This is a genomic window from Nocardiopsis alba, from assembly GCF_000710955.1.
Lineage (GTDB): Bacteria > Actinomycetota > Actinomycetes > Streptosporangiales > Streptosporangiaceae > Nocardiopsis > Nocardiopsis alba.
The window spans coordinates 412,576-433,320 of the sequence record NZ_BAZE01000001.1 but is presented as its reverse complement, the minus strand read 5'-3'; the positions used below and the strand labels follow the sequence as shown (position 1 = coordinate 433,320).

16 protein-coding genes are annotated in these 20,745 nt (G+C 70.7%); 14 read left to right on the top strand and 2 right to left on the bottom strand.

The genetic code is table 11. The features are described from left to right. Window positions 1-15: 15 nt before the first annotated feature. Entirely contained in the window at window positions 16-1,008 is a 993-nt protein-coding gene (locus TR33_RS01800) for an AAA family ATPase (protein ID WP_017534091.1), read from the bottom strand. A 466-nt stretch (window positions 1,009-1,474) separates the two neighbouring features. Between TR33_RS01800 and mraZ the strand changes: the two genes are divergently transcribed. From mraZ to TR33_RS01780, 4 genes are all read left to right on the top strand, one after another. Next, window positions 1,475-1,906, top strand: a complete 432-nt coding sequence (gene mraZ / locus TR33_RS01795) for a division/cell wall cluster transcriptional repressor MraZ (protein ID WP_014911491.1) — start codon at window positions 1,475-1,477, stop codon at window positions 1,904-1,906. Between the two features lie 272 nt (window positions 1,907-2,178). Then, complete coding sequence (gene rsmH, locus TR33_RS01790; RefSeq protein WP_017534090.1) at window positions 2,179-3,240, top strand: 16S rRNA (cytosine(1402)-N(4))-methyltransferase RsmH; 1,062 nt, start codon at window positions 2,179-2,181, stop codon at window positions 3,238-3,240. A 9-nt stretch (window positions 3,241-3,249) separates the two neighbouring features. Beyond that, on the top strand, window positions 3,250-3,705 hold the full coding sequence (locus TR33_RS01785) for a cell division protein FtsL (protein ID WP_017534089.1): 456 nt from the start codon (window positions 3,250-3,252) through the stop codon (window positions 3,703-3,705). After that, window positions 3,702-5,678: a peptidoglycan D,D-transpeptidase FtsI family protein gene (locus TR33_RS01780; protein WP_026124922.1), complete on the top strand. Its 1,977-nt coding sequence runs from the start codon at window positions 3,702-3,704 to the stop codon at window positions 5,676-5,678. The genes TR33_RS01785 and TR33_RS01780 overlap by 4 nt, the downstream gene beginning before the upstream one ends. An 84-nt stretch (window positions 5,679-5,762) precedes the next feature. On the opposite strand, the gene mmuM is transcribed toward TR33_RS01780, so the two are convergent. Next, a complete protein-coding gene (gene mmuM / locus TR33_RS01775) occupies window positions 5,763-6,698 on the bottom strand; it encodes a homocysteine S-methyltransferase (RefSeq protein ID WP_014912446.1) in 936 nt (311 codons plus the stop codon). A gap of 131 nt (window positions 6,699-6,829) precedes the next feature. On the opposite strand from mmuM, the gene TR33_RS01770 reads away from it, so the two are divergent. From TR33_RS01770 to pgeF, 10 genes are all read left to right on the top strand, one after another. Further along, entirely contained in the window at window positions 6,830-8,494 is a 1,665-nt protein-coding gene (locus TR33_RS01770; protein WP_014909114.1) for a UDP-N-acetylmuramoyl-L-alanyl-D-glutamate--2,6-diaminopimelate ligase, read from the top strand. Window positions 8,495-8,880: 386 nt separating this feature from the next. Beyond that, on the top strand, window positions 8,881-10,329 hold the full coding sequence (locus tag TR33_RS01765; RefSeq protein ID WP_014910238.1) for a UDP-N-acetylmuramoyl-tripeptide--D-alanyl-D-alanine ligase: 1,449 nt from the start codon (window positions 8,881-8,883) through the stop codon (window positions 10,327-10,329). Continuing rightward, a complete protein-coding gene (mraY, locus tag TR33_RS01760; RefSeq protein WP_014911182.1) occupies window positions 10,326-11,381 on the top strand; it encodes a phospho-N-acetylmuramoyl-pentapeptide-transferase in 1,056 nt (351 codons plus the stop codon). The genes TR33_RS01765 and mraY overlap by 4 nt, the downstream gene beginning before the upstream one ends. 4 nt (window positions 11,382-11,385) lie before the next feature. Continuing rightward, window positions 11,386-12,855, top strand: a complete 1,470-nt coding sequence (murD, locus tag TR33_RS01755; RefSeq protein WP_014909759.1) for a UDP-N-acetylmuramoyl-L-alanine--D-glutamate ligase — start codon at window positions 11,386-11,388, stop codon at window positions 12,853-12,855. Window positions 12,856-13,042: 187 nt separating this feature from the next. Next, a complete protein-coding gene (gene ftsW / locus TR33_RS01750) occupies window positions 13,043-14,473 on the top strand; it encodes a putative lipid II flippase FtsW (protein ID WP_014910843.1) in 1,431 nt (476 codons plus the stop codon). Next, window positions 14,470-15,630, top strand: a complete 1,161-nt coding sequence (murG, locus tag TR33_RS01745) for an undecaprenyldiphospho-muramoylpentapeptide beta-N-acetylglucosaminyltransferase (RefSeq protein ID WP_014909897.1) — start codon at window positions 14,470-14,472, stop codon at window positions 15,628-15,630. The genes ftsW and murG overlap by 4 nt, the downstream gene beginning before the upstream one ends. Further along, window positions 15,627-17,078 (top strand): UDP-N-acetylmuramate--L-alanine ligase, encoded by a 1,452-nt coding sequence (gene murC, locus TR33_RS01740; RefSeq protein ID WP_014911048.1) that lies wholly within the window; start codon window positions 15,627-15,629, stop codon window positions 17,076-17,078. The genes murG and murC overlap by 4 nt, the downstream gene beginning before the upstream one ends. A gap of 31 nt (window positions 17,079-17,109) precedes the next feature. Beyond that, window positions 17,110-17,844, top strand: coding sequence for a cell division protein FtsQ/DivIB (locus TR33_RS01735; protein ID WP_014912783.1), 735 nt, complete (start codon window positions 17,110-17,112; stop codon window positions 17,842-17,844). Between the two features lie 501 nt (window positions 17,845-18,345). After that, window positions 18,346-19,875, top strand: a complete 1,530-nt coding sequence (gene ftsZ / locus TR33_RS01730) for a cell division protein FtsZ (protein WP_014909981.1) — start codon at window positions 18,346-18,348, stop codon at window positions 19,873-19,875. 121 nt (window positions 19,876-19,996) lie between these two features. Then, on the top strand, window positions 19,997-20,737 hold the full coding sequence (gene pgeF, locus TR33_RS01725; protein WP_017534085.1) for a peptidoglycan editing factor PgeF: 741 nt from the start codon (window positions 19,997-19,999) through the stop codon (window positions 20,735-20,737). The last annotated feature ends 8 nt before the right edge of the window (window positions 20,738-20,745 follow it).

The following is a 20,745-nucleotide window of genomic DNA, read 5'->3' as shown; positions in this document are numbered from 1 at the left end:
GAGGCGAGGGGGCGGTCAGCGGGGGCCGGGGACGGCCAGACGGGAGACGATCTCGGCCACGATCTGCTCGGCGGTGAGACGCTCCATCCGGGCCTCGGGGCCGGGGAGCAACCGGTGGGCGAGGACCGGCACGGCGAGGGTCTGCACGTCGTCGGGGACGACGTAGTGGCGACCGTTCAGCGCGGCGTGGGCACGGGCGGCCCGCACCAGATGCAGGGTGGCGCGGGGCGAGGCGCCCAGCCTCAGTTCGGGCGAGGTCCGGGTGGCGTTGACCAGGTCGACGACGTAGCGGCGCATGCCCGGGGCCACGTGGACGTGGCGCACCCGTTCGACCAGATCCCGGATCCGGGCGGCGTCGGTGACGGGGGAGAGGTTCTCCAGGGGGGACCGGGATCCATGGCTGTCGATCATGTCGAGTTCGGCCTGGGGGGAGGGATAGCCGACCGAGATCCTGGCCATGAAACGGTCTCGTTGCGCCTCGGGGAGGGAGTAGGTGCCCTCCATGTCGGAGGGGTTCTGGGTGGCCACGACCATGAACGGGCGTTCCAGCTCGTGGGTCCTGCCGTCCACGCTGACCTGGCGTTCGGCCATGCACTCCAGAAGGGCGGACTGGGTCTTGGGCGAGGCGCGGTTGATCTCGTCGCCGAGCACGATGTTGGCGAACACCGGGCCCGGGGCGAACTCGAACTCGTTGCGATCCTGGTGGTAGACGCTGACCCCGGTGATGTCGCCGGGCAGCAGGTCCGGGGTGAACTGGACGCGTTGGACCGAGCAGTCCACGGCCCGGCCCAGGGCCTTGGCCAGCATGGTCTTGCCCACACCCGGCACGTCCTCGATGAGGAGATGCCCTTCGGCGAGCAGGACGGTCAACAGGACCCGGAGCACGTCGGGTTTGCCCTCGATGACCGTCTCGATGGCCTCACGGATGCGGTCGGCGACGGCGGAGACGGCTCCCAGGTCCTCCCGGAGTCCGCCCTCGTGCTCGTCGTGCCGTGTGTCGAGTGACACCAGACCCCTCCCGCTCCCTATGTCCAGGTGTATCGATCCGAGGCTAGGCCCAATCGGACCGATTGCAAACCAAAGTGCCGGAATCGGTGGTCTCGTGCGGAGCCGGAGAACGGAAGTGGCCATTGGTCCCGAATCATTATCCCGATCATCGGTGCGGGGGTGGTGTGAAAAAGCGGGATGGACGCGGAAAAACGGTCGAAGGGCTCCCAAGAGGGACGGGCGGGGCGGAGGCGCCGGGGGAGAGAGGGACCCGGAACCCCGGGTGGGGCGGCCCCGCGGCGGTGCCCCCGACGCGCGCGAGGGGGCACGGCCGCCCTGCCCGGAACGCGCCGCTTCCACCTGCGTATTTGTCGATCATTCGGGGGATCGACACCGATTGGAGCTGTTGACGGTGGGGAGGAGTGGAGTAAGGTGGAGCGGCGTGGAGAGGGTGAATTCTCCACATGGGGGGTGAGGGGGTGAGAGCGTGTTCCTCGGCACCCACACACCTCGCCTCGACCAGAAGGGACGATTGTTCCTTCCCGCGAAGTACCGCGACGAACTGTCGGGGGGTGTGGTGATCACGAAGGGCCAGGAGCGCTGCCTCTACGTCTTTCCCACGGACGGCTTCGTCCATCTCACCCGATCCCTGCGTTCGGCGCCGGTCACCGCCAAGGCGGTTCGCGACTACGGTCGAATGCTCTTCTCCGGCGCGTCGGACCAGGCCTGCGACAAGCAGGGCCGGGTCACCATCCCCCCGAAGCTGCGCGACTACGCGGGTCTGGAACGCGAGTGCGTCGTCATCGGGGCCGACACGCGCCTGGAGATCTGGGACGCCCACGCGTGGGCGGAGTACGAGGCCGAACAGGAGCAGGTGTTCGCCCGACTCTCAGAGGAGGTGCTGCCCGGGATGTCGTGAGCGAGGCGGCCCCGGCCGTTCGCTCCCACGACACGCGGACCATGCGGTGCCGGGACCGGTAGCGGTCTCCGGAGACGGCCGCACGAGCTGGCGCGACTTCCCCGGCGCCAGGTCGTGAGCGTGAACCCGCCGAAAAGGTGGACAATGGCGGCCGTGTCCGGAGGCCCACCGGCGATCACCGGCCGGGCCACGCGAAGGACACCGTGGCACGCCCCCGGGGCGTCGTCACGGACTCAGGGGGAGACCGCGACAGCGTGGAGGAACAGCACCGCATGGGGGACACCCGGCAGCAGGATCGGCCCGACGGGGACGACCGGCCAGACCACGACGACATCACCGCCCACGACCAGGCGGGCCGGGCGCCCGCCGAGGCCGGGGACGACGCTCTGCACGTACCGGTGATGCGCGACCGCATCATCGAACTGCTCGCTCCGGCGCTCGAACGGCCCGGAGCGGTGCTGGTCGACGGCACGCTCGGGCTCGGCGGACACTCCGAGGCGCTGCTCAGGGCCTGCCCCGAGGCGCGCCTGGTCGGCGTCGACAGGGACACGACCGCGCTGGAACGCAGCGCCGAGCGCCTGGCCCCCTACGCCGACCGCACCCACTTCGCGCACGCGATCTACTCGGAGATCCCCCGGGCCCTGGACGAGGCCGGCTTCGCCGAGGCCGACGCCGTCCTGCTCGACCTGGGGGTCTCCTCCCCTCAGCTGGACGAGGCCGAGCGGGGTTTCGCCTACGCCCACGACGCGCCTTTGGACATGCGCATGGACCAGGGCCAGGAACTCACCGCGGAACGGATCGTCAACGACTACCCCGTCGGCGAGCTCATCCGGGTCCTGCGCACCTACGGCGAAGAGCGCTTCGCGCCGCGTGTGGCCCGGGCCATCGAACGCCGCCGGGCCCAGAGGCGGATCGAGTCCACCCGGGAACTCGCCGAACTCGTCCGGGAGGCCATCCCCGCCGCCACCCGTCGTACCGGAGGGCACCCGGCCAAGCGCACCTTCCAGGGGCTGCGCATCGAGGTCAACGCCGAACTGTCGATCCTCCAGGAGACCTTCCCCGCGGCCCTGTCGAGGCTGGCGGTGGGGGGACGCATCGCGGTGCTGTCCTACCACTCCCTGGAGGACCGGATGACCAAGCGGGCCTTCGCGGCCCTGGCCACCGACACCACACCCGCCGACCTCCCGGTCCCCCTCCCGGACCGTCGACCGGAACTCCGACTCCTCACCCGGGGAGCGGAACTCCCCACGGAGGAAGAGAACGAACGCAACCCGCGCGCGCAGTCCGCCCGGCTCAGGGCGGCCGAACGCGTGCGCAGGCCGTCGCGGCAGTAGGGAGAGCACATGGGTACGAAGACGGACACACGCCGCACCACGAAGGGGCGAGGGACCGGGAAAGGGCGTACCGGGGCCGCCGGCCGTCCGGCCGCCCCGACCCGTCCCGTGCGGACCAAGGCCCCCGCGGCCGGGACCCGGAGCGCGCGACCGGCGGCCCCGGGGCGGGCACCGAAGATCCCCTTCGTGCTGCTCATCCTGTGCCTGTTGGCCGGAGCCCTGGTCAGCCTCCTGCTGTTGCGCAGCGTCGTGGCGCAGGAGGCCTACACGATCACCAGCCTCCAGTCGGAGAACCGCGAGATGTCGTACGTGGAACAGGAGCTGGAGGAGTCCGTCGCCCACTTGGAGACCTCGGAGCGCATCGCCGAGGAGGCCGAGAGGATGGGGATGGAGCCGGGCGACGCCCCGCTCTTCCTGGATCTGGACAACGGTGAGATCACCGGGGACGCTGGGAGCGATGATTGAGCACGCCTCGGGACCGACGCCCTCGTGACCCGCGCAGGCCCGGAGCGACCGGTCGCTCCGGGTCCCGGCCGAGCAAGGGCCCACAGCGACAGTCGCGCCGTCCCTCGGGCGGCGCGCGCCCGCGTTCCGCCGCGGGGGGCGGCGGTTCGGCGCGTCAGGTGCGTCGGGGCGGGGAACGCCCGACCCGACGCGGGGGCTCGACGCCCCCACCGCCCCCGCCTCTGTTGCGGCGGACCTTTCGGCAGGGGGATCCGCGCAAACGGATCAAGGTCGGCGGGATCATCATCGTCGTGATCCTGGTGCTCTTCGCCGGGCGCCTCACCCAGATCCAGGGGATCAACGCCGACACCTACGCCGAGGCCGCCGCCAACCTGCGTATGCAGACCATCGACATCCCCACGCTGCGCGGGCGGATCACCGACGCGGAGGGCAACCCCTTCGCCCTGTCGGTGGAGGTCCGCAACGTCTTCGTCGACCCCGAGGAGGTCGAGGAGGGCGAGCGGGATCGGCTCATCGACGAACTGGTCACCCGCTTCGACCTCGACGAGGAGGACGTCACCGAGAAGGTGGACGCCAAGCCCAGCCGCTACCAGGTGGTGGCGCGGAAGGTCTCGCCGACGGACTGGCAGGACCTGCGCTCGGAGGGGCTCTCCGGCCTGGGGGCCGAGGTCGACTACCAGCGTGTCTACCCCGAGGAGACCGGAGCCGCCGACCTGGTGGGTTTCGTGGGCTCGGAGGGGTACGGGCTGGAGGGCCTGGAGGGCTACCTGGACGACACCCTCGCCGGCGAGGCCGGGAAACGTCAGGTCGAGGTGGCCCAGGACGGCACCCAGATCCCGATGGCGGGCGGGCTGGTCCGTGAACCCGAGGCCGGCCAGGACGTGCGCCTGACCCTGGACCGCGATCTCCAGTGGTACGCCTACCAGGCCCTGGCGGACCGGGTCGAGGAGCTGGACGCCCAGGGCGGCAGCGTCGTCGTCTCCAACAAGGAGGGCGAGATCCTGGCGATGGCCGACTACCCGTCCTACTCCCAGAACGACATCGCCTCCAGCGGTGCCGAGGAGTGGGCCAACGGAGCGGTGGCCGCCACCTTCGAGCCGGGCAGCACCAACAAGGTGATCACCATGGCGGCGGCCCTGGAGGAGGGCAAGACCACCCCGGAGACGGTCTACACCGTCCCCTACGCGCTCCAGTACTACGACCAGACCTTCCGCAACTCCACCAACAACGGCACCCAGCGTCTGACCGTCAACGGCATCATGGCCCAGTCCAGCAACGTGGGCACGATCAAGATCGCCGACCAGGTGGGCGCGAACGTCCTGCACCGGTACATGACCGACTTCGGGCTGGGGCAGCCCACCGGACTGTCCCTGCCGGGCGAGGAGGCCGGGGTCCTCACCGACCCCGACGACTGGTGGGGTACCCAGCTTCCCTCGGTGTCCATCGGGCACGGCCTGTCCGTGAACGCCGCCCAGATGGCGTCGGTCTACGCGACCATCGCCAACGGTGGTGTGCGCGTCGAACCCCGCCTCATCGCGGGCACCGTCGCCCCCGACGGGGAGTTCACCCCGTCGGAGGAGCCCGAACGGAACCGGGTGATCAGCGAGGAGACCGCCGAACAGCTCCAGTTGATGCTGGAGGCGGTCACCGGGGACGAGGGCACCGCGCCCCAGGCCCGTATCGACGGGTACCGGGTGGCGGGCAAGACCGGTACCGCCAACCGGATCGACCCCGAGACGGGCCGCTACGACGAGGGCGGGTACACCGCGACCTTCGCCGGTTTCGCTCCGGCGGACGACCCCGAACTGGTGGTCCAGGTGGTCTTGCACGACCCTCAGGGCACTTACTACGGAGGCGAGGCGGCGGGTCCGGTGTTCAACGACATCATGTCCTTCGCCCTCAAGACCTTCAAGGTGCCGCCGACGGACGAGGAGCCTCCGGCGATCCGCCTGTTCGAGAACGAGGAGGGCTGAGTCGGGGCCTCGGAGCCTATGAGGGACGGCGGCCCCTCTCCCGGAGATCGGGGGAGGGGCCGCCGCCGTGCGAGCTCCGGTCGCTCAGCGGAGCCCCGCGTCCTCCAGGGCCTCGCGTACGGCGCGCACGTGTTCCGGCCCGGTACGGCAGCAGCCGCCCACCAGGACCGCCCCCTCCCGGCACCACGAGACGGCGGCCTCACCGAAGCGCTCGCTCTCCCCGGAACCGGTCCACACACCGCGCGCGGCGTCCCACCCCTCGCCCGAGTTGGGGTAGGCCACGGCGGGCAGCCCCGCCGAGGCGACCGCGCGGACCAGGGAGGGCACGTGCCGGGGCGGGACGCAGTTCACCCCCACCGCCACGAGGCGTCCGCTCTCGCGCAGCGGCGCCAACTCCGCCGCCACCTCGCGCAACGGTGTCCCATCGGAGATCCGCTCCCCATCGGAACAGGAGAAGGAGAACCACACCCGCGCGCCCGGGGTCTCCAGCGTCAGCCGGGCCAGAGCCCTGGCCTCGGCCAGGGAGGGCAGGGTCTCACAGGCCACCAGGTCGGCCCCGGCATCGGTCAGTACGTTCCAGCGCTCCCTATGCCAGCGGTAGAGCCCCTCCTCGTCCAGGTCGTAGTCGCCGGTGTACTCCGACCCGTCGGCCCGGGCGGCACCGTAGGGTCCGACCCCGGCCGCCACCAGCCCCGACCCGAAGGCGTCCCGTTCCCCGACCGCCAGCTCCACCGACCGGGCGATGGACTCCAGGGCCCTCCTTCGCGAGTATCCGAGGGAGACGAACCCCGCCACGCTCGCCTGGTATCCGGCGGCGATCGCCACGTCGGCGCCCGCCTCGAAGTAGTCGCGATGGACCCGCGCTATCAGCTCCGGTTCCTCGGCCAGCAGCCGCGCCGACCAGAGACCTCCACCCAGGTCACGCCCGTAGGCCTCCAGTCGGGTCGCCAGGCCCCCGTCCACGACCAACGGCCGCTCCGGGCGGCCGGGCCCCTCCGTCACCATCGAACCCCGATCCATACCGGACCCCCTCCTCTTCGATACCCGGGACGACCTGGAACGGGCCCCGAGGCGGGAAACGCCGACGGTACCGGTGTGGAAATTACCGACCGGTCCTCCGCACCCGTTAACCTCCACTCGTGCCACCGGTAATGCGACCTGAACACACCAGTCTCCGTCCACTGTCCGACCTCGTCACCACGCTCGGCTCGGACGCCACCCTGCTGCGACCGGACACCGATCCGGAACGCCCGGCGGACATGCCCCCACGGGAGGTCCATGTCCGCGGTATCACCCATGACTCCCGGCGCGTCCGACAGGGCGACCTGTACGCCGCCCTGCCCGGTACCCGTGTCCACGGCGCCGAGTTCTCCCGACAGGCGGCCGACGCCGAGGCCTCCGCGATCCTCACCGACGCGGAGGGCGCCGAGAGCGCCGCCGCCACCGGCCTGCCGGTGATCGTGGTGCCCGACGTGCGGGCCGTGCTCGGCCCGGTCGCCTCCTGGGTCTACGGCGACCCCGCCCGGGACCTGCTCCTGGTCGGTACCACCGGGACCAGTGGCAAGACCACGATCAGCTACCTGATCGAGTCCGGTCTGCGCAAGGCCGGTATGAGCACCGGCCTGGTGGGCACCGTGGAGATGAGGGTGGGCGACGAACGGGTCGCCTCCTCCCTGACCACTCCCGAGGCCACCGACCTGCACGGCCTGTTCGCGGTCATGGCCGAACGCGGGATCACCGCCGCCGCCATGGAGGTCTCCAGCCACGCCCTGGCCCTGGGCCGGGTCGGCGGAGCCCGCTACGACGTGGCGATCTTCACCAACCTGTCCCAGGACCACCTGGACTTCCACTCGGACCTGCGCGACTACTTCGACACCAAGGCGCGCCTGTTCACGCCCGAGTACTGCGACATCGCGGTGGTCAACACCGACGACCGCTTCGGTCGGGCCCTGGTGGACATGGTCGCGGGGCGCGGGGACATCCCCGTCACCACCTTCGCGGTGGAGGGCGGATCGGACGCGGGCCCCGAGAACGGCATGGAGGCCGACTGGAACGCCGTCGACGTCCGTCTGGGGGACACCGGAAGCTCCTTCCGCGTGGTCGGCCCCGGCGGAATGGAGGCGGAGGCCTCGGTGGCCCTGCCCGGCCCCTTCAACGTCTCCAACGCCATGGCGGCCATCGTCGGTCTGGTGGAGGCCGGTCTTCCCATGGAGACCGCCATCGCCGGTGTGGCGGCCGCCCCCGGGGTCCCCGGGCGGATGGAGCCGGTGGCGGCCCGGAGCGCGGCGTCGGAACAGGACTTCACCGCCCTGGTCGACTACTCGCACAAGCCCGGGGCGATCGAGGCGGTACTCGACTCGCTGCGCGCCACCACCAAGGGGCGGATCACCATGGTGGTCGGCTGTGGTGGCGACCGTGACCGGGCCAAACGCCCGCTCATGGGCGAGGCCGCGGCGCGCCTGGCCGACCAGGTGATCATCACCAACGACAACCCTCGGAGCGAGGACCCCGTCTCCATCGCGGCCGCGATGCTCGAAGGGGTCGCCAAGGTCCCCGAGAACCACCGTGCCCACGTCACCGTGGAACTCGACCGGGCCGAGGCCATCGGCCTGGGCGTGGCCAGGACCGGGCCGGGCGATGTGATCGTCGTTGCGGGCAAGGGCCACGAGACCGGCCAGTACGTCAAGGGCGAGATGCTGCCCTTCGACGACCGCGAGGTCCTGCTCAACGCCATCGAGGACGCTCTGCGCAGTCGGGCCAGCGAACGTCTGGGCAGTGCGCTCCAGAACGTGCACCGGGCCCCTGACCCGGGCTGAGCCCACGACACACCGGGGAGGGCGCCGAATCGATGCCTTCCCTTCGCCGGGACGCGGTCGATGATCGCGTCCCGGCGGCGCCACGCCGTGCGACGTGCGCGGATCGAGAGCCGAACGTCCGCTCCCGATCACGAAGTGGAGCATATTGCTCCGCGCAGGGCCCCGCCGGGACTCCGAACGCCCCAACATGTTCTAAGGTAGGTCCGGCAATCGCAGCCCGAAGCGCCGCCCACGTGGCGCCCACGGCCCGGCACCGGCCGGTTCGCCGTGGCCCGGCGCGGCCCCGCGCGCACGGTATCCGCGGTGCCATCCCCTGACTCGAACCCGAGGCCGGGTGGCCGATGCCCCTGGGGCGCCGTGGGCCGGGCCTGACATGAGGAGTGGATTTGATCGCGCTCACGCTCGATCGGATCGCTGAGATCACCCAAACCGCCATCGGCGGATCAGCGCGCCCCGAAGCCGTCGTCGACGGCCCCGTCGTCATCGATTCGCGGCAGGTGGAGCCCGGAGCGCTCTTCGTCGCTCTGAAGGGCGAGAGGGTCGACGGACACGACTTCGCCGCCGCCGCCGTGGCGGACGGAGCGGTCGCGGTCCTGGCCTCACGGCCGGTCGACGCCCCTCACCTGCTGGTGGACGGTGGAGACGACGAGGTGGTGACGGCACTGAGCCGTCTGGCCTCGTACGTGGCCCGTGAACTCGGGGATCCGAAGCGCGAAGCGGCCACGACCGAGATCGTGGGGGTCACCGGCTCCTCCGGCAAGACCACCACCAAGGACCTCATCGCCCAGGTGGTGGGTCGCCTGGGCCCGACCGTGGCCCCGGCGGGATCCTTCAACAACGAGATCGGCCACCCGCTCACCGTGCTGCGCGCCGACACCGGGACCGGCAACCTGGTCCTGGAGGTCGCCGCCCGTGGCATCGGCCACATCGCCCACCTGTGCCGGATCGCTCCGCCCCGGATCGGCGTGGTCCTCAACGTGGGCAGCGCGCACATGGGCGAGTTCGGCGACCGCGACGCCATCTCCCAGGCCAAGGGGGAGCTCGTCGAGTCCCTCCCGGCCGGTACCGAACGGCGCGGCGAGGGCGGCGTGGCCGTCCTCAACGCCGACGACCCGCGCGTGCGGGCCATGGCCTCGCGCACTCGGGCGCGTGTGGTGCTCTACGGCACCGCCGAGGAGGCCGAGGTGCGCGCCACCGACGTGGTCATCGAGGCGAACGGCGCCCCGTCCTTCACTCTGAACCTGAGCGGCCGTCGGGCCCGGGTCGAGCTGGGGCTGGTCGGCGCCCACCAGGTGAGCAACGCCCTGGCCGCGGCCGCCGTCGCCGACGAGCTCGGTATGGACATCGAGGACATCGCCGTCGCCCTGGCCGCGGCCACCCCTGTCAGCCGTTGGCGGATGGAGGTCACCGAACATCACGGTGTCACCCTCGTCAACGACGCCTACAACGCCAACCCCGAGTCGATGCGGGCGGCGCTGACCACCCTGGGCTCCTTGGCCCGGGACCGCCGCGCCATCGCCGTGCTCGCCCACATGGCCGAGCTCGGTGAGGACGGGGACGCCGAACACGAGAAGGTGGGTGAACTGGCCGCCGAGACCGGTGTGGCCCACCTCGTCGTGGTCGGCCCGGCGGCCGAGGGCATCGCCGTCGGCGCCGAACGCGCCGCCCACCAGGGGCGGTGGAGCGGTGAGAGCATCCGAGTGCCCGACGCCGAGGCGGCAGCCGAAGCGGTGCGCCAACGGATGCGCACAGGAGACGTCGTCATTGTGAAGGGATCGCGCGTGGCTGCGCTCGAAAGGGTTATCGACCTCATCACCAAGGGTGATGACCAGTGATCGGCATCACCGTTGCGGCGGCGCTCTCTCTGATCGTCTCCATGCTGCTGATGCCGCCGCTCATCAAGCTCCTGTACCGGTTCAAGTTCGGCCAGGAGGTCCGGGACGACGGACCCGAGGGCCACAAGACCAAGCAGGGCACGCCCACCATGGGCGGCATCGTCATCATCCTCGGTGCCGTCATCGGCTACTTCGGATCGCACCTGGCCCTGTGGACCACCCCCACGGTCTCCGGCCTGCTGGTGATGTTCCTGTTCGTCGGTATGGGCGCCGTCGGCTTCCTCGACGACTTCATCAAGATCTACAAGCGCCGCAGCCTGGGTCTGCGCAGTGGCGCGAAGATGGTCGGCCAGGCCATCGTCGGTGTCGGCTTCGCCTACGGGGTCACCCAGTTCCCCAACGGGTACGGCTACACCCCCGCCGCGCCCCAGCTGTCCTTCCTCCGGGACTTCGGGCCGCCGCTGATGATCGGCGTCTTCGTGATCTGGGCGCTCTTCCTCATCGTCGGCTTCTCCAACGCGGTCAACCTCACCGACGGTCTGGACGGTCTGGCCACCGGTGCGACGATCCTGTCGCTGTGCGCCTACGTCATCATCGGTAACTGGCAGCTCCGTCAGTCCTGCGTGGAGGCCCTCACCTCCAGCTGCTACACGGTCCGCGACCCCTTGGACCTGGCCGTGGTGGCCTCCGCCGTGCTCGGCTCCTGCATCGGTTTCCTGTGGTTCAACGCCCCGCCGGCCAAGATCTTCATGGGCGACACCGGTTCGCTGGCCCTGGGCGGTCTGATCGTGGGTCTGGCCATCACCACCCGCACCCAGCTCCTGCTGCTGCTCATCGGTGGCCTGTTCGTCATCATCACCATGTCGGTGATGATCCAGATCACGTCGTTCCGCCTCACCGGGAAACGTGTGTTCCGCATGGCGCCCCTTCAGCATCACTTCGAGCTCAAGGGATGGGCGGAGACCACCATCGTGATCCGGTTCTGGATCATCCAGGGCCTGTTCGTGGCGGTGGCGATCGGACTCTTCTACCTGGAATGGATGCCAAGCTAGAGGCATGCCGCACCAAGGACCTTCCGACACCACCCCGTCCCCGGCCTCCGTCGGGGACGAGAATCCCTTCGCGGACGCGTTGGTCTGCGTCGCCGGTCTGGGCGTCTCCGGACCCCCCGTCGCCAGGGCACTCCTGGCCCGGGGGGCCCGGGTGGTCGTCGTCGACGGCCGGGACGACGAGACCACCCGTCGCGTCGCCGCCGAGCTGACCGAGGCCGGAGCCCGGGTCGTCCTGGGCGAGACCCCGCTGCCCGAGGGCTGCGACCTGGTCGTCATCTCCCCCGGATGGCGCCCCGACTCCCCGCTGGCGGAACGGGCCGCCGAGGCCGGTGTCGAGGTCATCGGCGACGTGGAGCTGGCCTGGCGTCTCAAGCCCGCCGACCAGGTGTGGCTGGCCATCACCGGCACCAACGGCAAGACCACCACGGTGCGCATGCTGGAGTCGATCCTGCGCGCCGACGGCCGTGACGCGCTCGCCGTGGGCAACGTCGGCACCCCGATCGTGGACGCCGTCCTGCCCGACGCCGAAGGGCACGTGCACGACATCCTCGCGGTGGAGCTGTCCAGCTTCCAACTGCACTGGTCCGAGTCCCTGCGCCCGCACGCCGCCACCGTCCTCAACGTGGCCCCCGACCACCTGGACTGGCACGGAGGGCTCGAACCCTACGCGCGGGCCAAGGGCAGGGTGTTCGCGCGAGGGACCCTGCGCGTGGTCAACACGGCCGACGCGTGGTCGGTCCGGCTGGCCGAGGAGGAGGGCGACCCGCACACCCCGCTGGTGGGGATCCGCTCCGACACGCCCCGCGCCGGTGAACTCGGCGTGGTCGAGGACCTGTTGGTGGACCGGGCCTTCGTGGACGAGCCGCACAGCAGCGCCGAGGAACTGGCCACCCTGGCCGACGTGCGTCCGGCGGCCCCGCACAACGTCTCCAACGCCCTGGCCGCCGCGGCGCTGGCCCGTTCGGTCGGCGTGGCGGCGGACTCGGTCCGTGCCGGGCTGGTCGCCTTCGTCCCCGAGCCCCACCGGATCGCCCACGTGGCCCGGGTCGCGGGCGTGGACTACGTCGACGACTCCAAGGCCACCAATCCGCACGCCGCCGCGGCCTCGCTCAACTCCTACCCCTCCGTGGTGTGGGTGGCGGGTGGACTGCTCAAGGGCGCCGAGGTCGACGACCTGGTCTCCTCGGCGGCCCACCGGCTGCGCGGCGCGGTGCTGATCGGCGCCGACCGGGCCCGTATCCGCGAGGCGCTCGACGAGTACGCGCCCGAGGTGACGGTGGTCGAGGTCGAGGGGCCGGCCGCCGACGCCCCGGAGGGGCACACCGTCATGGACGTCGTGGTCGCCGAGGCCACCGCCCTGGCGGGCGAGGGGGACACCGTCCTGCTCGCCCCCGCCGCGGCCTCCATGGACATGTTCACGAACTACCCCGAACGAGGCCGTCTCTTCGCCGAGGCCGTCCACCGTCTGGGCTGAGGTCTCCGAACCCCACGAGATCCACTGCGCAGGGTCGCTCGCCGATCACCCAGAGTCGGCGTGCGGCCCTCGTGTGTCCGGCGACACCCCCGAAGGTCGCCAAAGATGGCCAACACGCGGGAAATGTCCACGGTTCCCGACCCGCGGGTACGCCACTATTGAGGCGCCGATCGTGCGGAGGGTGTGGATGGCGGCGACGACAGCGGTTCCCAGTACGGCCCGAAGCCGGGGGCGTACGGCCTCCGGTGGAAGGGAACGCGCGCTCTGGCGCGAGTGGGCTCGGTCCCTGGACCGACCACTCACCTCCTACTACCTGATCCTCGGCACCGGGATGATGCTCATCGCCCTGGGCCTGGTCATGGTCCTGTCCTCGACGATGGTCAACTCCATCTCCGAGACCGGGTCCGCCTTCTCGGTGTTCCAACGCCAGTTGGTGTCGGCGACGATCGGCCTGCCGCTCATGATCATCGCCTCCCAACTCCCGTTGTGGGTGTTCCGGCTCGTGGGCTACCCGGCGATGATCCTCTCAGTGGCGTTGCTGTTGCTCACCGCCTTCCAGGGCACCGAGGTCAACGGCGCGATCCGCTGGCTGGAGATCGGCGGCCTGCTCATCCAGCCCTCCGAGCCCGCCAAGCTCGCCTTCGTCCTGTGGGGTTCCAACATCCTGGCCCGCAAGGAGGAGCTCAAGGAGCTCACCGAGTGGCGCCACCTGCTCATCCCGCTGCTGCCGGGCTGCGGTCTGCTCACCCTGCTGGTCCTGCTCGGGTCCGACCTGTCCACCACCCTGGTGCTGCTGGTCGTCTTCCTCAGCCTCCTGTGGGTCGTGGGCGCCCCGGGCAAGCTGTTCGTGGGCATGTTCGGCCTGGTCCTGGGGCTGGCCGCCATCGTCATCGCGATCGAGCCCTTCCGGCTCCGCCGTATCACCGCCTTCCTCGACCCCGGGGCCGACCCGACCGGCTCGGGGTTCCAATCCCTGCACGGTCTCTACGCCCTGGGCACCGGCGGGATCTTCGGGGTCGGGATCGGCGCCAGTCGTGAGAAGTGGGGTTTCCTTCCCTACGCCGAGTCCGACTTCATCTTCGCCATCATCGGCGAGGAGTTCGGCCTCATCGGCACCCTGGTCGTGCTCGGCCTGTTCGGCATGCTCGGTTACGCCGGACTGCGGGTGGCCTTCCGGGTCAAGGACCCGTTCTCGCGCCTGGCCGCCTTCGCCATCGTGACCTGGATCATCGGCCAGTCGATGATCAACATCGCGGCCGTCATCGGGCTGGTCCCGGTCACGGGCATTCCACTGCCGCTGGTCTCCTATGGTGGGTCCTCGCTCATCCCCACCATGATCGGTCTCGGTGTGCTCCTCGCCATCGCCCGGAACGAGCCTCAAGCGCAGAAGGCGCTGGCCGCCCGGGGTCCCAGTTGGGTCCAAAGGGCTCTAAGCTGGCTTGGCCTGGAGAAGTTCGCCGCATCCGTCCAGAATCGTGGCGGAGGCGCGCCTTCCAGGCGCACCACCGCGCCGAGCGTCCCCCGCACGGCGCGCGAACGCGGCACCAAGACGACGGCCAAGCACAAGAGCGGACCGGTCCCGGTGGGGGACCGGCCAAGGAGGAATCGACGACGATGAGGGTAGCCCTCGCCGGAGGCGGCACGGCCGGGCACATCGAGCCCGCACTCTCACTTGCGGACGCGCTACGGCGCATCGACCCCGATACCGAGATCCTCTGCCTGGGAACCGAGCGGGGGCTGGAGACCCGGCTGGTCCCCATGCGCGGCTACGAGCTGAGCCTGATCCCCGCGGTCCCCCTTCCGCGCAGGCTCACCCCACAACTGCTCTCCGTACCGGGGAAGCTGGCGGGCGCCCTCAGCGCCGCCGGCGAGCAGCTCGACAAGCTTCAGGCCGACGTCCTGGTGGGGTTCGGCGGCTACGTCGCCACCCCCGGATACCTCGCGGCGCGTCGGCGCAAACTCCCGATCGTCGTGCACGAGGCCAACCCGCTGCCGGGGCTGGCCAACCGGCTCGGCGCGCGACTCACCCCCCACGTGTTCACCGGGCACCCCCACACCCAGATCCGGAACGGGCGCTTCATCGGCATCCCGCTGCGCGGTCAGATCACCTCGCTGGACCGGCTCGCCATGGGCGACAAGGCCCGCACCTACTTCGGACTGCGCCAGGACCTGCCGACCCTGCTGATCTTCGGCGGCTCCCAGGGCGCTCAGCGCGTCAACGAGGCGGCCTTCGCCGCCCGTAACGCCTTCCGCGACGCGGGGGTGCAGGTCCTGCACGTCGTCGGCCCCAAGAACGCCGACGAGCCCCAGGACCTCACGCAGGACGGCGTCCCCTACGTCGCCGTCCCCTACGTGGACCGTATGGACATGGCCTACGCCGCCGCCGACATGGCGATGTGCCGGTCCGGCGCGATGACCTGCGCCGAGCTCACCGCGGTCGGGCTGCCCGGCGCCTTCGTACCGCTGGCCATCGGCAACGGTGAGCAGACCATGAACGCCGAGCCGATCGTCAAGGCCGGCGGCGGGGTGATGGTCGACAACGCCGAGCTCTCCCCCGAGTGGATCGCCCAGAGGCTGATCCCGCTGCTCACCGACACCGACCGGATCGTGTCGATGTCCGAGGCTGCCTCCCGCATGGGGCGCCGCGACGCGGACATGGAGCTGGCCCGGGAGGTCATGGCGATCGCCCGAGGGGACAAACCCACCCCCGACATGCCGTTGCCCGACGACGACGGCTACGAGGACTACTACGACGACGGCAAGGACGCACGATGAGCCTGGTCCGACCGACCGAACCCGTCCCCGTCGACAAGCTGGGACGCACCCACTTCATCGGCCTGGGCGGGGCCGGCATGTCCGGTATCGCCCGTGTGCTGTTGCAGTCCGGTGTGGAGGTCTCCGGCAGCGACGCCCGGGACAGCGACACCCTGCGCGACCTGGAGCGGATGGGCGCGCGGGTCCACGTGGGCCACGCGGCCGAGAACCTCGACACCGCCGAGACCCTGGTGATCTCCTCCGCGATCCGCGAGGACAACCCGGAGCTGGCCGAGGCGCGTCGGCGGGGTCTGCGGATCCTGCCCCGCGCCGCGGCGCTGGGCGCCCTCCTGTTGGGCCGTGAGGGCATCGCGGTCTCCGGAACCCACGGCAAGACCACCACGACCTCCATGATCACCGTGGTCCTCCAGCACTTGGGCGTCGACCCCGGTTACGTGATCGGCGGGAAGCTGGTCACCACCGGGCTGGGCGCCGACGCCGGTGTCGGGGAGGTCATCGCGGTGGAGGCCGACGAGAGCGACGGCTCCTTCCTGATGCTCTCGCCCAAGATCGCCGTGGTGACCAACGTCGAGGCCGACCACCTGGACAACTACAGCGGCATCGACGAGATCCACGAGAACTTCGCGGACTTCGTCGACCGGGTCGAGCGCACGCTGATCGTCGGTATCGACGACCCCGGCGCCCGCCGGGTCGCCGAGATCGCCCGGGAACGCGGCAAGAAGGTGCTCACCTACGGTGAGGCCGAGGACGCCGACCACCGGATCACCCGAGTGCGCGCACGCGGCTTCTCGACGGAGTTCACCCTTCAGACCGCCGACGGGGAGCCGATCGACGGTACCGTCGCCGTTCCGGGGCGGCACAACGTCCTCAACGCCGCCGCCGCGGTCGTGGTCGCCGACGAGCTCGGTCACGACCTGGAGGTCGCGGTGGAGGGTGTGGCCGACTTCGCCGGGGCGGCCCGCCGCTTCGAGCTCAAGGGCGAGGGCGGCGGTGTGGGCGTCTACGACAGCTACGCCCACCACCCCACCGAGATCGAGGCCGACCTGCGCGCCACCCGCGCCGCCCTGGAGTCGTTCTCCCAGGACGACGAGGACGTTCCCCTCGGCCGGGTCGTCGCCCTCTTCCAGCCGCACCTGTACAGCCGCACCCGTATCTTCGCCGAGGAGTTCGCGAACGCCCTCTCCCTGGCCGACGAGGTCGTGGTGATGGAGGTCTACGCGGCGCGCGAGGATCCCGAACCCGGGGTGACCGGCGAGACCATCACCTCCCGCGTGGGCCACGACCGTGTGCGGTACGTGCCCGGCCGCGAGGAGGCCGTACGACGGGTGGCCGAGCTCGCCCGCCCGGGCGACATCGTCCTGACCATGGGCGCGGGCGACGTCACCGAACTCGGTCCGCACATCGTGGCCGCCTTGGCGGCCGCGGCGGGCGACACGCGTAACGACTAGAAGAAGACGACGGCGCGGACAGCCAGGGGGCATGAACGTGGGCGCTGACCGGGGTGGGAGCGAACGGGCGACGACGGCGCGCGGGGGCTCGGACCCCTGGAAGGTCACCTTCGCGGTGCTCCTCGTGGTCGCGTTGGTCTGTGCCGTGGTCTGGGTGCTCCTGGGCTCACGTCTGCTCGTGGTCCGGGACGTGGCCGTCACCGGGACCGAACGGGTCACGGCCCAGGAGGTCGAGACCGCGGTGGCCGTGGACACCGGAACCCCGTTGATCCGGGTGGACCTCGACGGCGGCCGTGAGCGGGTCGAGGGCCTGGACCTGGTCGAGTCGGCCACCGTGACCCGTGGCTGGCCCGCCACCCTGCGAGTGGAGGTCGTCGAACGACGGCCTCTGCTCGCGGTCCGGGTGGGGGAGGAGTACCGGTCGGTCGACCGGGACGGTGTGCGCATCGAGGACTCCCCGACCCGTCCGGGCAACCGACCGCTGGTCCGTGTCTCCGGAGAGCTGGAGGACAACGCCGCGGTCCGGGCCGCCGCCGACATCGTCGAGGAGGCCCCCGACTCCCTGCTCGCCCGGATCCAGCTCATCGACGCCCGCGACACCGACGAGATCATGATCGAGCTCGGTGACGGTTCCGTCGTGGAGTGGGGGGACTCCGAGGCCACGGCGGACAAGAGCGACATCCTGCGTGTCCTCATGCGCGAGCACCCTTCACAGGAAGGGCGTGTCTACGACGTCGGAACCCCGGACCTGGCCATCGTTCGGTGAAGCGTCGACCAAGGGCCGGTCTTGAGCCGGAATGGACGTGGTGAGGGGTCGTGAGCGGGTTCCGGAGGGCCACTGCCCGAGGAAACGGCGGACCGCGAGGACATTCCAGACGCGACGCGCCGAGTGCGCACTTCGCTTCCTTGCGTTATACGCGGTTAGGCTGAAGTCATCATCGGTTGCCCGCACCCGACGGTCCGCTTACTGTCGGGAAGCACAACCACCGTCAACAACACACTAAAACACGCTTTTCGGGATACGCAGGAACCGTTTCGCCGCCGCTTCTGGAAGCGAACCGTCTCTCGGCCCCAAGGCCGCGGTGACGGAGGGGGAACGGTACCGGTGACCCGGGGTCCTCGCCGGAGACCGCCTCGGCGGTGAAGGTGGAAGAACCCGAAACGCACACTCTGTAGAACCGGATGCCGGTCCGCCGGCGTGTTCCTCGACCCCTGGTCGACGGACGCGAAGACGGAACGGCTCATGCGAGCGGAAAGGCCCCTCGTCGTGGCAGCACCGCAGAACTACCTCGCGGTCATCAAAGTCGTCGGTATCGGCGGCGGCGGTGTCAACGCCGTCAACCGAATGATCGAAGAGGGGCTCAAGGGCGTCGAGTTCATCGCGATCAATACCGACGCCCAAGCGCTGCTGATGAGCGACGCGGACGTCAAGCTCGACGTCGGCCGCGAGCTCACCCGTGGCCTGGGCGCCGGCGCGAACCCCGATGTCGGCCGCAAGGCGGCCGAGGATCACCGTGAGGAGATCGAGGAGGTCCTCAAGGGGGCCGACATGGTCTTCGTCACGGCGGGTGAGGGTGGTGGCACCGGTACCGGTGGCGCCCCCGTCGTCGCGAACATCGCCCGTTCCCTGGGAGCCCTCACCATCGGTGTGGTCACCCGCCCCTTCGGTTTCGAGGGCAAGAGGCGGGCGACCCAGGCGGAGTCGGGGATAGCGATGCTCCGTGAGGAGGTCGACACCCTCATCGTCATCCCCAACGACCGCCTCCTGTCCATCTCCGACCGTCAGGTCAGTGTCCTGGACGCCTTCAAGGCGGCCGACCAGGTCCTGCTCTCCGGTGTTCAGGGGATCACCGACCTGATCACCACGCCGGGCCTGATCAACCTGGACTTCGCCGACGTCAAGTCGGTCATGTCCGGGGCGGGATCGGCGCTGATGGGAATCGGATCCGCGAGAGGGGACGACAGGGCCGTGGCGGCGGCCGAACTGGCGATCTCCTCACCTCTGCTGGAGGCCAGTATCGACGGGGCGCACGGAGTCCTGCTGTCGATACAGGGAGGCTCGGATCTCGGGCTGTTCGAGATCAACGAGGCGGCTCAGCTGGTCGCCAACTCCGCGGCCCCCGAGGCCAACATCATCTTCGGAGCCGTCATCGACGACGCCCTCGGCGACGAGGTGCGTGTCACGGTGATAGCCGCGGGGTTCGACGAACCCGAGGTCGGTGCCCCGGCGGCGCAGGAGCGCCGCCCGGTGGACCCTCCTGAGGCCGTCGCCCCCACGGCAGGCATCACGTCCGGTTCAGAGGAGGCGTCCGCCAAGACGGCTCCGTCGACCGCGGGCGCGAGCGGGGCGTCGGCCACCAGCATGCCGTGGGTGACCTCTTCCGGCCAGGCCCGTCCTGAGCCGGAGACGCCCCGGTCCACCATGCCTCCGGTCCATCCTCCGGTCAGCGCCGAGCCGGTGCGGCCCGAGCCTCAGCAGGCGCCGCCGGCGCGCCCCGAGCCGCAGCCCGCCCCGCAGACGCTGCGACCCGAGCCGGAGCCGTTCCAGGGCGAGACCCACCAGGTCCCCTCCTACGACGACTCCCAGAGCGAGCCCGTCCAGGCCTATCAGGAGCCGCGGACGAGCCAGGTCGAGGAGGGACGGGCCACGGAGCCCGTCGCCGAATCCGAGACCGGAACCGGCCACATCCACTCCGTCTCGGACGCCTCCGAGCGGCGTGGCGAGGTTCCCACGCCCCGCCGTCGGGTCATCTTCGACGACCCCGACGACCTGGACGTGCCGGAGTTCCTGAAGTAGTCCCACCGGTACCATCGACGTGTCATAGCGGCCCCGCCCTCGTGGCGGGGCCGTCGCCGCCCCGGACCGTTCGTGAGGAGCGTCCTTCCGGGGACCGAGGAAAGGGACCGCGGACACACCGATGGGCAACGTCATCGATCTGGGGCACGGGGTCCGTGCCGCCGTCACCGAACGCGGTGGCGGCGTGAGCCGTCCCCCCTACGATTCGCTCAATCTGGGCCTGGGGGTGGGCGACGATCGCGAGGCGGTGATGGACAACCGCCGTCGTGCCGCGCGCGACCTGGGCTTCGACGTCGACCGTGTGGTGTGGATGAACCAGGTCCACAGCGCCGACGTGCTCGTGGCCACCGAACCCGGAGGGGTGGGCACCTGCGACGCCGTGGTCACCACCCGTTCCGACCTGGTCCTGGCCTCGATGGCGGCCGACTGCCTTCCGATCCTGGCCGCCGACGCCGAGGCGGGGATCCTGGGGGCCGCCCACTCGGGGCGCGCGGGCACCGCGAAGGGCATCGCGGCGAACCTGGTCGAGAGCATGGTCGCCCACGGGGCCGTCGTCCACCGGATCACCGTCTTCCTCGGCCCGACCATCTGCGGTCGTTGCTACGAGGTACCGCCCGAACTCCAGGCCGAGACCGCGGAGCTCACGCCCGAGGCGGCCTCCACCACCCATCGAGGGACCACCGGGGTGGACATGTCGGCCGCCGTCACCGCCCAACTGCGCCGGGCCGGGGTGGAGAACATCACCTCCGACGGCCGGTGCACCCTGGAGACCCCCGACCTCTTCTCCCACCGTCGCGGCGCGCCCACGGGACGCTTCGCCTCCTTCATCTGGCGCGCCCCGGCGACCGCGGACCGTTCGTAGGACGGGAG

Coding starts and splice junctions, on each gene's coding strand:
- rsmH (WP_017534090.1), top strand. CDS start 2,179: ATGGGGGACACCCGGCAGCAGGATCGGCCCGACGGGGACGACCGGCCA.
- TR33_RS01785 (WP_017534089.1), top strand. CDS start 3,250: ATGGGTACGAAGACGGACACACGCCGCACCACGAAGGGGCGAGGGACC.
- mmuM (WP_014912446.1), bottom strand. CDS start 6,698: ATGGATCGGGGTTCGATGGTGACGGAGGGGCCCGGCCGCCCGGAGCGG.
- TR33_RS01770 (WP_014909114.1), top strand. CDS start 6,830: ATGCGACCTGAACACACCAGTCTCCGTCCACTGTCCGACCTCGTCACC.
- murD (WP_014909759.1), top strand. CDS start 11,386: ATGCCGCACCAAGGACCTTCCGACACCACCCCGTCCCCGGCCTCCGTC.
- ftsW (WP_014910843.1), top strand. CDS start 13,043: ATGGCGGCGACGACAGCGGTTCCCAGTACGGCCCGAAGCCGGGGGCGT.
- murG (WP_014909897.1), top strand. CDS start 14,470: ATGAGGGTAGCCCTCGCCGGAGGCGGCACGGCCGGGCACATCGAGCCC.
- murC (WP_014911048.1), top strand. CDS start 15,627: ATGAGCCTGGTCCGACCGACCGAACCCGTCCCCGTCGACAAGCTGGGA.
- TR33_RS01735 (WP_014912783.1), top strand. CDS start 17,110: ATGAACGTGGGCGCTGACCGGGGTGGGAGCGAACGGGCGACGACGGCG.
- pgeF (WP_017534085.1), top strand. CDS start 19,997: ATGGGCAACGTCATCGATCTGGGGCACGGGGTCCGTGCCGCCGTCACC.